12 protein-coding genes are annotated in these 13,593 nt (G+C 72.4%); 2 read left to right on the top strand and 10 right to left on the bottom strand.

Annotated features, from left to right (window positions below; translation table 11 throughout):
- Window positions 1-96 precede the first annotated feature (96 nt).
- Window positions 97-2,640: an ATP-dependent Clp protease ATP-binding subunit gene (locus Actkin_RS01770; RefSeq protein ID WP_189208733.1), complete on the bottom strand. Its 2,544-nt coding sequence runs from the start codon at window positions 2,638-2,640 to the stop codon at window positions 97-99.
- A 332-nt stretch (window positions 2,641-2,972) separates the two neighbouring features.
- Here Actkin_RS01770 and Actkin_RS01765 point away from each other — a divergent pair, with 332 nt between their 5' ends.
- Window positions 2,973-3,788 (top strand): (2Fe-2S)-binding protein, encoded by an 816-nt coding sequence (locus Actkin_RS01765; RefSeq protein ID WP_258905611.1) that lies wholly within the window; start codon window positions 2,973-2,975, stop codon window positions 3,786-3,788.
- On the opposite strand, the gene Actkin_RS01760 is transcribed toward Actkin_RS01765, so the two are convergent.
- The 3 genes from Actkin_RS01760 to lysS form a co-directional block, all read right to left on the bottom strand.
- Entirely contained in the window at window positions 3,778-4,161 is a 384-nt protein-coding gene (locus Actkin_RS01760) for a hypothetical protein (protein WP_258905610.1), read from the bottom strand. The genes Actkin_RS01765 and Actkin_RS01760 overlap by 11 nt on opposite strands.
- A 165-nt stretch (window positions 4,162-4,326) precedes the next feature.
- Window positions 4,327-4,674, bottom strand: a complete 348-nt coding sequence (locus tag Actkin_RS01755; protein WP_189208736.1) for a histone-like nucleoid-structuring protein Lsr2 — start codon at window positions 4,672-4,674, stop codon at window positions 4,327-4,329.
- A 112-nt stretch (window positions 4,675-4,786) separates the two neighbouring features.
- Window positions 4,787-6,241, bottom strand: a complete 1,455-nt coding sequence (lysS, locus tag Actkin_RS01750; protein ID WP_229786741.1) for a lysine--tRNA ligase — start codon at window positions 6,239-6,241, stop codon at window positions 4,787-4,789.
- Window positions 6,242-6,347: 106 nt separating this feature from the next.
- Between lysS and Actkin_RS01745 the strand changes: the two genes are divergently transcribed.
- Window positions 6,348-7,088, top strand: coding sequence for a class I SAM-dependent methyltransferase (locus Actkin_RS01745; protein ID WP_258905608.1), 741 nt, complete (start codon window positions 6,348-6,350; stop codon window positions 7,086-7,088).
- On the opposite strand, the gene Actkin_RS01740 is transcribed toward Actkin_RS01745, so the two are convergent.
- From Actkin_RS01740 to Actkin_RS01715, 6 genes are all read right to left on the bottom strand, one after another.
- Entirely contained in the window at window positions 7,085-7,861 is a 777-nt protein-coding gene (locus tag Actkin_RS01740) for a type III pantothenate kinase (protein WP_189208738.1), read from the bottom strand. The two genes, Actkin_RS01745 and Actkin_RS01740, sit on opposite strands and share 4 nt — an antisense overlap.
- Window positions 7,862-8,320 (bottom strand): aspartate 1-decarboxylase, encoded by a 459-nt coding sequence (panD, locus tag Actkin_RS01735; RefSeq protein WP_189208739.1) that lies wholly within the window; start codon window positions 8,318-8,320, stop codon window positions 7,862-7,864.
- 8 nt (window positions 8,321-8,328) lie between these two features.
- The gene (gene panC, locus Actkin_RS01730) at window positions 8,329-9,192 is read right to left on the bottom strand and encodes a pantoate--beta-alanine ligase (protein ID WP_258905602.1); all 864 of its coding nucleotides are present in this window, start codon (window positions 9,190-9,192) and stop codon (window positions 8,329-8,331) included.
- Window positions 9,189-10,097 carry a Rossmann-like and DUF2520 domain-containing protein gene (locus Actkin_RS01725; protein ID WP_189208741.1) on the bottom strand — a complete coding sequence of 303 codons (909 nt, stop codon included), beginning with the start codon at window positions 10,095-10,097 and terminating at the stop codon, window positions 9,189-9,191. The genes panC and Actkin_RS01725 overlap by 4 nt, the downstream gene beginning before the upstream one ends.
- A 98-nt stretch (window positions 10,098-10,195) precedes the next feature.
- The gene (locus Actkin_RS01720) at window positions 10,196-11,290 is read right to left on the bottom strand and encodes a PrsW family intramembrane metalloprotease (RefSeq protein WP_258907826.1); all 1,095 of its coding nucleotides are present in this window, start codon (window positions 11,288-11,290) and stop codon (window positions 10,196-10,198) included.
- 137 nt (window positions 11,291-11,427) lie between these two features.
- Window positions 11,428-13,563, bottom strand: a complete 2,136-nt coding sequence (locus tag Actkin_RS01715; protein ID WP_258905600.1) for a DUF6779 domain-containing protein — start codon at window positions 13,561-13,563, stop codon at window positions 11,428-11,430.
- Between the last annotated feature and the right edge of the window lie 30 nt (window positions 13,564-13,593).

Genomic DNA, 13,593 nt, shown 5'->3' with positions numbered 1-13,593 from the left:
GGGTCTCCGTCGACCGAGCCGGAGTGGCCATCACTTTCGCCCGAAACGCGAACCGCCCCCGAGGAAGTCCTCGGGGGGCGGTCGTCGTGCGTGGCGTCAGTCGGCGGACTCGGCGGAGTCCTCGCCACCGGCCGCGATCTCCACCAGCGGGGAGTCGGGGACGCTGGCGCGCTTCTCGCCGCGGAAGACGAAGCGGGCCTTGTCGGCGCTGGCCTCCTCGCCGTCCCAGCCCTCGACGTCGGTGATGATGATCTGGCCGGGCTCCAGCTCGCCGAAGAGGATCTTCTCCGAGAGCTGGTCCTCGATCTCGCGCTGGATCGTCCTGCGCAGCGGGCGGGCGCCCAGCACCGGGTCGAAACCGCGCTTGGCCAGCAGCTTCTTGGCCTTGTCGGTCAGCTCCAGAGCCATGTCCTTGTTCTTGAGCTGGGTCTCGACGCGGCCGATCATGAGGTCGACCATCTTGATGATCTGGTCCTCGGTCAGCTGGTGGAACACGATGATGTCATCGATGCGGTTGAGGAACTCCGGCCGGAAGTGCTTCTTCAGCTCGTCGTTGACCTTGTTCTTCATCCGCTCGTAGTTCGAGCCCTGGTCGTTGCCCGAGGTGAACCCGAGGCCCACGGCCTTGGAGATGTCCTGGGTGCCCAGGTTCGAGGTGAAGATGATCACCGTGTTCTTGAAGTCGACCGTGCGGCCCTGGCCGTCGGTCAGGCGACCGTCCTCCAGCACCTGCAGGAGGGTGTTGTAGACCTCCTGGTGGGCCTTCTCGATCTCGTCGAACAGCACGACCGAGAACGGCTTGCGGCGCACCTTCTCGGTGAGCTGGCCGCCCTCCTCGTAGCCGACGTACCCGGGGGGCGCGCCGAAGAGCCGCGAGGCGGTGTAGCGGTCGTGGAACTCGCCCATGTCGATCTGGATGAGCGCGTCGTCCTCGCCGAACAGGAAGTTCGCCAGCGCCTTGGACAGCTCGGTCTTACCGACACCGGACGGACCGGCGAAGATGAACGAACCCGACGGGCGCTTGGGGTCCTTCAGACCCGCGCGGGTGCGGCGGATCGCCTGGGAGACGGCCTTGACGGCGTCCTCCTGGCCGATGATGCGCTTGTGGAGCTCGTCCTCCATGCGCAGCAGCCGGGAGGTCTCCTCCTCGGTCAGCTTGAACACCGGGATGCCGGTCCAGTTCGCCAGCACCTCGGCGATCTGCTCGTCGTCGACCTCGGCGACGACGTCGAGGTCGCCGTCCTTCCACTGCTTCTCCCGCTCGGCCTTCTGGCCCAGCAGCTGCTTCTCGGTGTCGCGCAGCTTCGCGGCCCGCTCGAAGTCCTGCGCGTCGATCGCCGACTCCTTCTCCCGGCGCACGTCGGCGATCTTCTCGTCGAACTCGCGCAGGTCCGGCGGCGCGGTCATCCTGCGGATGCGCATGCGCGCGCCCGCCTCGTCGATGAGGTCGATCGCCTTGTCCGGCAGGTAGCGGTCGTTGATGTAGCGGTCGGCCAGGGTCGCGGCGGCCACCAGGGCGGCGTCGGTGATCGTGACGCGGTGGTGCGCCTCGTACCGGTCGCGCAGGCCCTTGAGGATCTCGATGGTGTGCTCCAGCGACGGCTCGCCCACCTGGATCGGCTGGAAGCGGCGCTCCAGGGCCGGGTCCTTCTCGACGTACTTGCGGTACTCGTCGAGGGTGGTCGCGCCGATGGTCTGCAGCTCGCCGCGGGCCAGCATCGGCTTGAGGATGGAGGCCGCGTCGATGGCGCCCTCGGCCGCGCCCGCGCCGACGAGGGTGTGGATCTCGTCGATGAACAGGATGATGTCGCCGCGGGTCTTGATCTCCTTGAGCACCTTCTTCAGGCGCTCCTCGAAGTCACCGCGGTAGCGGGAACCGGCGACCAGCGAGCCCAGGTCGAGGGTGTAGAGCTGCTTGTCCTTGAGCGTCTCGGGCACCTCGCCCTTGACGACCATCTGCGCGAGCCCCTCGACGACGGCGGTCTTGCCGACGCCGGGCTCGCCGATGAGGACCGGGTTGTTCTTGGTGCGGCGGGACAGCACCTGCATGACCCGCTCGATCTCCTTGGTCCGGCCGATGACCGGGTCCAGCTTGCCCTCGCGGGCGGACGCGGTGAGGTTGCGGCCGAACTGGTCGAGCACCAGGGACGACGACGGCGTGCCCTCGCCCCGGCCGCCGGTCTCGGCGGCCTCCTTGCTGGTCTGGTAGCCCGACAGGAGCTGCAGGACCTGCTGGCGGACCCGGTTGAGGTCGGCGCCGAGCTTGACCAGCACCTGGGCGGCCACGCCCTCGCCCTCGCGGATGAGGCCGAGCAGGATGTGCTCGGTGCCGATGTAGTTGTGGCCGAGCTGCAGCGCCTCGCGCAGCGACAGCTCCAGCACCTTCTTGGCCCTCGGGGTGAACGGGATGTGCCCGCTGGGCGCGTGCTGCCCCTGGCCGATGATCTCCTCGACCTGCTGGCGCACGCCCTCGAGGGCGATCCCCAACGACTCCAGCGCCTTGGCGGCGACACCCTCACCCTCGTGGATCAGACCCAGGAGGATGTGCTCGGTGCCGATGTAGTTGTGGTTGAGCATCCGGGCCTCTTCCTGGGCCAGGACGACCACCCGCCTCGCGCGGTCGGTGAACCTCTCGAACATTCTCACTCCCTGACTGCTGCGCCGGCGGCCCTTCTCCACCCCTTCGTAGTGGATTCAGCACCGTGGGACCACTGTAGTAGGCCGGGCTGCCACGCTCAGTGCCGCGAGCGGCTCAACATGGCAACATCAGCCGGACGGAGGCCCCGTCACCCTGGATAACGTGCGGTGACCGGTCTGGATTCCGCTGTCCGCTCTCCGCGAACAGTCGCTGTCGTCCCGACTGTGGGCTATCCCACCCCGACCGCGACAGGCGCGTGTCAGGGCTGCTGGGTAAGGTTAGGCATGCCTTATCAGTCGGCCGGGCTCCGGGACGCGCGCGAACGGCGCCGTCGATGACCCTCGACTACAGCATCCGCCCCGCGGCGCGGTCCGGCCATCGGACGTTGCCGGAATCACTCTCCGTGCTCAACGGGCGGCAGGACCGGGTCGAGGTCCGCTACGGGCTGCCCGCCGAGCCGGGCTGGGTGACCTGCGGCAGCGTCCTGGCCACCCCCGACGCGTTCGGCCGCTGGCGGGCCTCGCTCGCGCGCTGGCTGCGCGACCAGTACGACGATGCCCCGGACCAGACGACCGCCGGGTACGTCATGACCTGGTACCTCGGCGTCCCGGCCTACGTCGGCGCGCTGCTGTTCCACCACGAGCGCCGGGTGCCGTCGCTGCGCCCGGCCGACCTGGCCTTCCGCACCGCCTACCCCCGCCCGCACCCGGGCTCGGTCGCGGTGCTCTCCCCCGCCTTCGCCTGCCTGCCGGACGACCCGGCGGCCGGGCGGCCCGATGTCGTGGTGGCCCCCGACGACGCCGCCCTGGCCGCGATCCTGCGCGGGCGCTTCATCGCCCACGCCAAACGGTTCGTCGACGTGTACGCGCCGCAGGTGCGCCTCGGCAGGCGCACGCTCTGGGCCGCGGCGACCGACGCCCTGGACAGCGCGCTGTGGCAGGCGGGCCGCTGCGGCGGCGACGCGGGCGCGGGCGCGCTCGACGCCGCGCTGGTGCTCGAGGACGGCGTGAAGCCGCTCACCTCGGGCTCGACCATGCGGACCGTCGACGGCGAGTGGACCCGCAGGCGGGAGAGCTGCTGCTTCCACTACCTGCTGGAGCGGGGCGAGGGCGCGTGCGGCACCTGCCCCCGCGTGCTGCCTAGGCGTTAGGCGGGCCGTACGGGCCCTGCGGGTACGGCTGCGGGCCGGTCGGGGGTCCGTAGCCGCCGTACGGCGCGGGCTGGGCGACCTGCTTGGGCCTGGGCGAGGCCATGCCGTTCATCGCGGCGGCGCCGACCATGATCCCGATGCCCGAGAGCCCGACGGCCGCCGCCGAGATCGCCTCGGTCTGGTAGACCGCCATGGTGCCGCAGCCGGGGCTGGGGACGTCGGAGTAGCCGCCGGTGCCGTCCTGGACCTCGGTCATGTAGCAGCGGGCGTCCGCGTCGTCGTGCGTCATGCCCGCCATCACCGCCGCGATGACACAGGCGGCGAGGCCCGTGAGGATGAGCAAGCCCTGGACAATGCGGACCACGATCGTCATGCGGCAGAAACTAGCGGACCGGCATCACCGTCGTGGCCGGTTGCGACAACCGGCGATCACCGGACCCGGTGACGCCGCGCACACCATTCCGCGAGTCCACCCGACGATCGGGTGAATGCAACAAGGGCCGCCGCGGAGTGCGGCGGCCCTTAAGCCGGTCGGCGCTTAGGCCTGCTCGTTGTAGGCGTCGAGGACCTCCGAGGGGATTCGGCCCCGGTCGGACACCTTCATGCCCTGCTTGCGCGCCCACTCGCGAATTGCCTGGTTCTGCTCGCGGTCGGCCGAGGCCGTGCGCGGCGCGCGGCCAGCGGCAGCCTTGCCGACGGGGCGCTTGCGGCCGCCGGAACGGCGGGCGTGGTCGACGAAGTCGGACAGGGCCGAACGCAGGCGCTCGGCATTCTTGCTGGACAGATCGATCTGATAGGTCGCCCCGTCGAGTGCGAACTCCACGGTCTCCTCGGCCTCGGAACCGTCGATGTCGTCGACGAGCGAAACCGTGACCTTCTGCGCCATAGCGCCTCCCTCAGGCTGAAATGTGCCGGCTCAGCGAGCGTCTCGGCCACCAGTAGAAATACTCCCTGGGGGCAGGCTAGCGCAAATCAGCGGGAATGTGTTAGACCGGGGTTCATTCGGGGCGGACGAGGGGGAACAGGATGGTCTCCCGGATGCCGAGCCCGGTCAGGGCCATCAGCAGCCGGTCAATGCCCATTCCGACGCCGCCGCTCGGTGGCATTCCGTACTCCAACGCGCGCAGAAAGTCCTCATCGAGGCGCATCGCCTCGTCGTCGCCGGATGCCGCGCGCCTGCCCTGCTCGGTCAGCCGCCGCCGTTCCTCGACCGGATCCACCAACTCCGAGTAGCCGGTGGCCAACTCGAAACCGCGGACGTAGAGGTCCCACTTTTCGGCCACGCCCGGCTTGGACCGGTGTTCACGCGTCAGCGGTGAGGTCTCGACGGGGAAATCCCGAACAAAAGTCGGCGCGTGCAGGTGATCGCCGACGAGATGCTCCCAGAGCTCCTCGACCAGCTTGCCGTGGCCGAGCGCCGGGTCGTGCTCCAGGCCGACGGCGGCCGCGTGCTTGCGCAGCTCGTCGACGCCGGTCTCCGGGGTGACCTCGGCTTCCAGCGCCTCCGACAGCGACCCGTACATGGTCAGCGTCGTCCACTCGCCGGACAGGTCGTACTCCGAGCCGTCGTCGAGGGTGACGACCTCGCCGCCGAAGACCGAGCGGGCAGCCTCCTGGATCAGCTCGCGGGTCATGGCCGCGTTGGTGTCGTAGGTGGCGAACGCCTCGTAGAACTCCAGCATCGCGAACTCGGGCGAATGCGAGGAATCACTGCCCTCGTTGCGGAAGTTGCGGTTGATCTCGAAGACCTTGTCGATGCCGCCGACCACACAGCGCTTGAGAAACAGCTCGGGGGCGATCCGCAGGTACAGATCCATGCTCATCGCGTTGGAGTGCGTCACGAACGGGCGGGCCGAGGCGCCGCCGTGCAGGGTCTGCAGCATGGGGGTCTCCACCTCCAGGAAACCCCGGGCGTGGAAAGACTCGCGCAGCGACCGCACAACCGCCGAACGGACCCTTACCGTCTCGCGGGCCTCGGGCCGCACGATGAGGTCGACATAGCGCTGCCTAATACGCGTTTCCTCGCCCAGCGGCTTGTGCGCGACGGGCAGCGGGCGCAGCGACTTGGCCGCCATTCCCCACTCGTCGGCGAGCACCGACAGCTCGCCGCGCCGGGAGGTGATCACCTCGCCGGTGACGAATACGTGGTCGCCAAGATCGACATCGGCCTTCCACGCGGAAAGGGCGTCCTCGCCGACGTTGTTCAGGCTCAGCATGGCCTGCAGTTCGGTTCCGTCGCCTTCGCGCAAGGTGGCGAAGCACAGCTTGCCGGTGTTGCGCAGGAACATGACCCGGCCGACCACGGACACCTTGTCGCCGGTGGCGGTGTCGGCGGGCAGATCGGAATAGGCGGCGCGCACTTCGGCCAGCGAGTGGGTGCGCGGCACTTCGACCGGGTACGGCGAGACACCGGCGGCGAGCATTCGCTCCCGCTTCTCCCGCCGAATCCGCATCTGCTCGGGCAGGTCGTCGACGTCGGGGGTGGTCTCCTCGTTCACGGCGCAAGGGTACGAGGGCATCCCCGCGAGGTCACAACCGGTATTGCCTTACGGTTGTCCGGTGGACGATCCGCAGATGCGCGCGACCAGAGCGGGTTCATTCGGCGCCAATGCCGCGACCTACGCCGAGCACCGGCCGGACTACCCGGCCGAGGCTGTCGAATGGGTCATCGGCGACCGCACCAGGGTGCTCGACCTCGGCGCGGGCACCGGCAAGCTGACCGAGCGCCTGCTCGACCTGGGGGTGGACGTCACCGCGGTCGAGCCGGACCCGCAGATGCGGGCCGAGCTGACCCGGCGGCTGCCGGACGTGCCGACGATGGACGGGCGGGCCGAGCGGATCCCGCTGCGCGACGCCTCGGTGGACGCCGTGGTCGCGGGCCAGTCGTTCCACTGGTTCAACAACCCCGAGGCGCTGGCCGAGATCACCAGGGTGCTGCGCCCCGGCGGGGTCTTCGGCGCGCTGTGGATCGCCGACGACGACCGCGTGCCGTGGGTGCGGACGCTGGTCGAGCTGACCGCGTCGAGCGTGGACGACCCGGCGCGGCGGCGCGAGCGGCACGTGCCCGAGCACGACCTGCTCGGCGACGCCGAGGCGAAGGACTTCAAGCACCAGCAGGTGCGCACGGTGGACTCGATGGTGGAGTCGCTGCGCACCTACTCCCACATCGCCGTGGCCCCGGAGGCCGAGCGGGCGGAGATCCTGGCCAGGGCCAGGGAGTACCTGTCGGGGCTGCCGGACTCGCGCGGGGTGTTCGTGCGGCCGCTGATCTGCGAGGCGATCAGGGCCATCCGGATCTAGCGCTGGTTGCGCTCGTAGACCAGGCGCAGACCCAGCAGGGTCAGGTCGGGGCGGTGGTGGTCGATGGTCGCCGACTCGTCGACCACCAGCGGGGCCAGTCCGCCGGTGGCGATGACGGTCATCGGGCCGTCGTGGCCCTGCCGGGCCAGCTCGCGGCGGATGCGGGTGACGATGCCGTCGATCTGGCCAGCGAACCCGTACATGATCCCCGACTGCAGGCACTCCACCGTGTTCTTGCCGATCACCGAGCGCGGTCGGACGACGTCGACCTTGCGCAGCGCGGCGGCGTGCGTGGCCAGGGCGTCCATGGAGATCTCGATGCCCGGCATGAACACCCCGCCGAGGAACTCGCCCTTGGCCGAGATGACGTCGATGTTGGTCGACGTGCCGAAGTCGACCACCGCGCACGCGGTGTTGAACAGGTGGTGGGCGGCCAGCGTGTTCACCACCCGGTCGGCGCCGACCTCCTTGGGGTTGTCCACCAGCAGCGGCACCCCCGTGCGCACGCCCGGCTCGACCACCACGCGGGGCACGCGGCCGTGGTACTTGCCCAGCATGGCGCGCAGTTCCCGCAGCACCGTCGGCACGGTCGACAGCGCGGAGATGGCGGTGACCTCGTCGGCGTGCGGGCCGAGCAGGCCGCGCAGCGACAGGTCGAGCTCGTCGGCGGTGATGCGCGCGTCGGTGCGGGTGCGCCAGTCGCGCACCAGCTCCTTGCCGTCGAACAGGCCGAAGGCGGTGTTGGTGTTGCCGACGTCGATGGCCAGGAGCACTTAGACCTCGGCGGCCAGGAGCGCGTCCAGCTTGGCGGCGTCGTCGGTCTCGGAGGTGGCCCCGCTCTTGAGGCCCGAGCCCTCGGGGGCGTGGGCGGCGTCCGCGCCGAGGTGGGCGATCCTGTTGTCGGCGTCGACGAAGACCACGCGCGGCTGGTAGGCGGCGGCCTCCGCGGAGTCCATCAGGCCGTAGGCGATGAGGATGACGATGTCGCCGGGGTGCACCAGGTGCGCGGCGGCGCCGTTGATGCCGATGACCCCGCTGTCGCGCTCGCCCTCGATGACGTAGGTCTCCAGGCGGGCGCCGTTGGTGACGTCGACGATGGCGACCTGTTCGCCGGGCAGCAGGTCGGCGGCCTCCATCAGCACCGGGTCGATGGTCACCGAGCCGACGTAGTGCAGGTCGGCCTGGGTCACGGTGGCGCGGTGGATCTTGGACTTGAGCATCGTGCGGAACATGGTCTCCCCTAACCGAGCAGGACCGGGACGTTGTCGATGAGTCGGGTGCGGCCGAGCCGGGCGGCCACCAGCAGGCGGGCGTCGCCGTCGGCCGGGGCGGGGCCGAGGTCGGGCGACCGCAGTTCCAGGTAGTCGACGGACAGGTCGGGGGTCTGGTCGAGGACGGCCCGCGCGGCGTCGATGACGGCCGCCGCTCCCTGGGCGCTGACGTGCGCGCCCGCCGCGAGGGCCGCGGACAGGGTCACGGCCGCCTGGCGCTGCGCGTCGTCGAGGTAGGCGTTGCGGGAGGACAGGGCCAGGCCGTCGGGCTCGCGCACCGTCGGCACGCCGATGACGGCGACCTCCATGTCGAGGTCCTTCACCATGCGCTTGATCAGGGTGAGCTGCTGGTAGTCCTTCTCACCGAACAGAGCGTAGTCGGGGCGGACGATGTTGAACAGCTTGTTGACCACAGTGAGCACGCCCGCGAAGTGCCCCGGCCGGACCGCGCCCTCCAGCTCGTCGCCCAGGGGTCCCGGGTGGACGGTGGTGGTCGCGCCCTCGGGGTACATGTCCTCCCGAGTCGGCGTGAAGACCAGCTCGACGCGCTCGTCGGCGCAGACGTCGAGGTCGGTCTCCAGTGGACGCGGGTAGCGGTCGAAGTCCTCGCCCGCGCCGAACTGCAGCGGGTTCACGAAGATCGAGGCGACGAGCACCGTGTTCGGGAGGCGGCGGGCGTGGCGCAGCAGCGCGCGGTGGCCGTCGTGCAGGGCGCCCATGGTCGGCACGAACGCGATCTTGCGCCCGGTGGCGCGCAGGGCGCGGGTGACCCTGGCCAGCTCGGCCGGTCCACTGTGGACGTGCAGCTTGCCCGGCGTGAACACGGGTGTCATGGGTGGCCCTCTTCGGTGTCGATGGCGGCGGTGACGTCGTCGGTCAGGTCGGCGCGCAGCAGCCCGGACGCGGCGGCGCGCTGCGCGGTGCGGCGCGCCATGGCGCGGTAGGCGGGGAGCATGGCGGGGGCGTGCTCGGAGAGGACCCGGACGTGCTTGCGCACGGTGCCCGCGTCGCCTCGCGCGACCGGGCCGGTGAGGGCGCGGTCGCCGTGGCGCAGGGCGTTGTCGAGCGCGGCGGACAGCAGGGGGCCGAGCAGGCGCTCCGGCGTGCCGACGCCGGTTCCCTTGAGCAGGTCCGCGGCCTCGGCGACCAGCGTGACCAGGTGGTTCGCCCCGTGCGCGAGCGCGGTGTGGTAGAGCGGGCGGGCGCTCTCCGGGACCCGGACGGGCTCGCCGCCCATCTCCACGACCAGCGCCTCGGCGACGTTCCACGCGGCGTCGTCGCCGTCGGCGGCGGTGACGCCGAAGCAGCAGGCGGCGATGCGCTCCAGGTCCTCCGGCCTGCCGGTGAACGTCATCGCCGGGTGCAGCGCGAGGCCGAGCGCGCCCAGCTCGGCGGCGGGCGCGAGGACGTCGACGCCGTACGCGCCGGAGGTGTGCACGACGATCTGGCCCGCCCGCAGCGCGCCCGCGGCGGCCAGGCCGCGCACGGTGCCGGGCAGCGCGTCGTCGGGGAGGGCGAGCAGGACCAGGTCCGCGGCGGCCGCGACCTCGTCCGGCGGGGCGACGGGGGCCTCGGGCAGCAGGGTCTCGGCGCGCAGCAGCGAGGCGCGGGAGACGCCGGAGGCGCCCGAGACGGTGTGCCCCGCCCTGGCCAGGGCAGCGCCGAGCACGGCGCCCACCCGGCCCGCTGAGACGACTCCGACCGCCAACCTGGCTGGCCGGGTCTGACCGGCGTCCATGACAAGTCCCTTCGTTCCAGTCCCGCGTTCGCGGGTACCAGACGACGGCGCGAGCGTAACCGCCCGTTACCGGCCGGGTGGCGGCCAGGTGACCAGGTTCACCGGGCGGAGGCGCGCACGGCGGCCTGCCGCGTGGCCCGCACCACGGCCACCAGGTGGCTCTCGCTGACGTCGTGCCTGCCGGTCGCGCCCTGCGCGGCGGCGTGCCGCAGGAAGGCCAGCTCGCTGACGGCGGCGTGGTACTCGGCCATGAGCCTGGCGGCGGCGCGGCCGGAGCGGGCCCGCACGCGCTTGCGCCACTTGCGGCGGGCGTCGAGGCGGGCGAGCGCCTCGACCTCGTTGTCGAGGATCAGGTTCTCGGCGACCATGCCGGGCAGCGCGGCGGCGATGATCCGCTGTTCGCGGCGGCGGTGCCAGGTGATGAACCAGACCGCGAGGGCGAACAGCGGCACCATCACCAGGAAGTAGACGGTGAGGAAGGCGGTGCCCCCGCCGAGGGTCGCCGCGCCGTTCCACGCCGCGTGCAGCACGACCGCGGCGACGTACCCGCCGACCAGGCCGACGACCCCGCGCTTCGGCGACCGCGCGGCCAGGCCGATCCCGATGCCGATGCACGCGGTGAACAGCGGGTGGGTGAACGGGGAGAGCACGCCGCGCAGGATGAAGGCGGTGATCACGCCGGGGGAGGTGCCGTCGCCGATGCCGTACTCGGCGAAGGCGCGGCCGAAGTAGTAGATGTTCTCGGTGAAGGCGAACCCGGCCGCGACGAGTCCGGCGTAGACGATGCCGTCGATGACGCCGTCGAACTCGTGGCGCAGGAACAGGTAGATGCCGTAGACGAAGGCGCCCTTGACGAACTCCTCGAACAGCGGCGCGGACACCATCGCGCTGATGGTGTCGCCGTTGCCCTTGCCCAGCAGCATGTCGCCCACCGCCTCGGCGGTGTTGTTGATGAGCAGCGCGGTGATGGCGGCCACGCACGCGCCCCACCCGAAGGCGAGCCAGAGCAGCCGCGCGGGCTCGGGCTCCCACCGGTCGATCCACAGGAACGCCGCGACGACGGGCCCGACGGGCAGCAGCGCGGCCAGGATGCCGACGAGTTCGGCCTGCACCCCCACCCGCGCGGTGCTGACGGCGAGCAACGCCATTCCGCAGACGGCCAGCGCCAGCAGCCCCACCACGGGCAGCAGCACCGTCTTGCGCCGCGGCGTGTGCCGCTGCAGCTGATCTTCGGACACGGGCCTGATAGTAGGGGCGGACGGTCAGCCCAGTCCCGGCCACGGCGCGCACGGGCGTATCCGGATTTCACCGGATCGGGCGAAAACCGCCGTCAGTCCTCGTCCCGCCTGCGCCTGCGCCGCGGCGTGGAACCGCCGTGGGCGGCCAACAACTCGGCGACGGAGGTGCCTTCCGCGTGCGTGCCCTCACCCTCCGCCGCGCGGCCACCGGGATCGGCCACCTCGGACTCCACGGCCCGGTGCCCCGCTGGCGGGAACACCCCGGACTCCGCGGCGCGCTTGCCCCGAGCGGGCGGAAACACCCCCGACTCCGCGGCCCGCTTGCCGCGCGCGGGCGGGAACACCCCGGACTCGGCGGCCCGCTTGCCCCGCGCCGCTTCCCCCGCCTGGCCCCGGGCCGCGGGCGGGAACACACCGGACTCCGCCGCCCGCTTCCCCCGAGCACCATCGCCGCCCGGGAGGCCACCACGGCCGCCGTCGCCCGCAGGCGGGAAGACCCCCGACTCCGCCGCACGCCTCCCCCGCGCCGCCTCAGCCGCGGGCGGGAACACCCCCGACTCGGCCGCCCGCTTCCCCCGCGCCGCCTCACCCTCGGCCCGATAACCCGCACCGTTGGCAGGCGGGAACACCCCGGATTCCGCGGCACGCCTGCCATGCGCCCCCACCGAACCGCCCCGCCCGGCCTCACCAGCAGGCGGGAAAACACCCGACTCCACCGCCCGCTTCCCCCGAGCGACCTCAGCCGCCCCACGCCCAGCGTCCGCAGCGGACGGGAACGCCCCCGACTCCGCCACACGCCTGCCATGCGCACCACCCTGACCCGCGTCGCCCGCAGGCGGGAAAACGCCGGACTCCACCGCGCGCCTACCGTGCGCACCACCCTGACCCGCGTCGCCCGCAGCCGGGAAGACGCCGGACTCGATCGCGCGCTTGCCTCGGGCGGGCGCGTCCGCCGGGGTCCCACGGCCTGCCTCGGGCGGGAACTCCGCGCCGCGCCTGGCTCGGGCGGGCTCGCTCGCGGGCGGGAAGACCCCGGACTCCGCCGCGCGCTTGCCTCGGGCGGGCTCGGGCTGCGCAGCGCCGGACTGGCGCACCGAGGGCATCACCGCCGAGTCCACGGCGCGGCGGCCGCGGACCGCCTCTTCCGGTGAGGAGACTGACTCCTCCCCCGGCCGCCGGGAGATCACCCGGGGCGGGGCGCTGCGGTCGGCCGGGACGGGGCGCGCGCCGTGCTGGGTCGGGCTCTCGACCGGGCGCACGCCCTGCCGGGTGGCCTCGGCGTCGGCGCGGCCGCCCGCGGGCCGGGCGGCCGGGCGGGCATCCTGCTCGGACTCCTGGCGGCGCCGCTGCGCGTCGGCGTCCGGCCTGCCCCGCTGGTAGGCCTCCCCCGGCGCGCCCTCCGGGTGGGGCCTGCCCACCCGCTCCTCCGGCCGGACGCGCTGGCCCGGGTAGGCGTCCGCGCGGCCCGGCTCGGAGGCCTGGGCCTCCGCGCGCGGACGCACCGGGCGGCCGACCTCGGTGCGCGGGTCCGCCCCGCCGTCGAGCCGGGCGGCGACGCCGGGCTCCTCGCGGCGGCGGGCCGGGTCGGCGGGGCGGCCACGCGTCGGGGTGCGGGGGCGGCGGTGCTCGCCGGTCTCCCACGACGGCGTCCAGGTCGGATCGATCGGGCGGCTGCTCGGCGTGTCCTCCAGCCAGGGCTCCCGCACGCGCTCGATCATGTCGGTCTTCGGGTCCCCGGCCGCGGCCGCGATGCGCTTGACCGGCTCGGAGCGGCCCTCCACTGCCTGCGCGCGCATGCGGGTCGCCTCGGCGTGCAGCGCGATGCGCTCGACGAGCACCTCGCCGCCGAGGAGCAGTTCGAGGTGCTCGCGCATGGCCTTCAGCTCGGCGCGCAGTTCGGCCAGGTCGTCGCGGGAGCGGTCGTCGGCGGCGGCGCGGGCCTCCGCGGCGGCGGTGAGCTCGAACTCGCGGCGGGCGGCGATCTCGCGCTCCAGCTCCAGCTCGTAGACGCGCTGGGCCTGCTCGGCCTCCTCGGCCCGGTCCGCCGACTGTCTGCGGTAGCGGACGGCGAGGAACGCCCCGGCCAGCGCGGCCCACAGGGCGGCGACCACGCCGAGGCGCATCCAGCGCAGCGAGTCGCTCAGCACGAGGACGGCGGTCGCGCCCGCCGCCAGCGCGAGAGCGGCCAGGAAGAGCAGCCGCGGGAGGTTGTCGTTCCGGCCGGTCATGCAGCACACCGTACCCGGCCGTTACCTCCG

The sequence above is a fragment of the Actinokineospora sp. UTMC 2448 genome (assembly GCF_024760565.1).
Classification (GTDB): domain Bacteria; phylum Actinomycetota; class Actinomycetes; order Mycobacteriales; family Pseudonocardiaceae; genus Actinokineospora; species Actinokineospora fastidiosa.
Note: the sequence above shows the minus strand (reverse complement) of the source record. Positions and strands in the feature narration are given on the sequence as shown.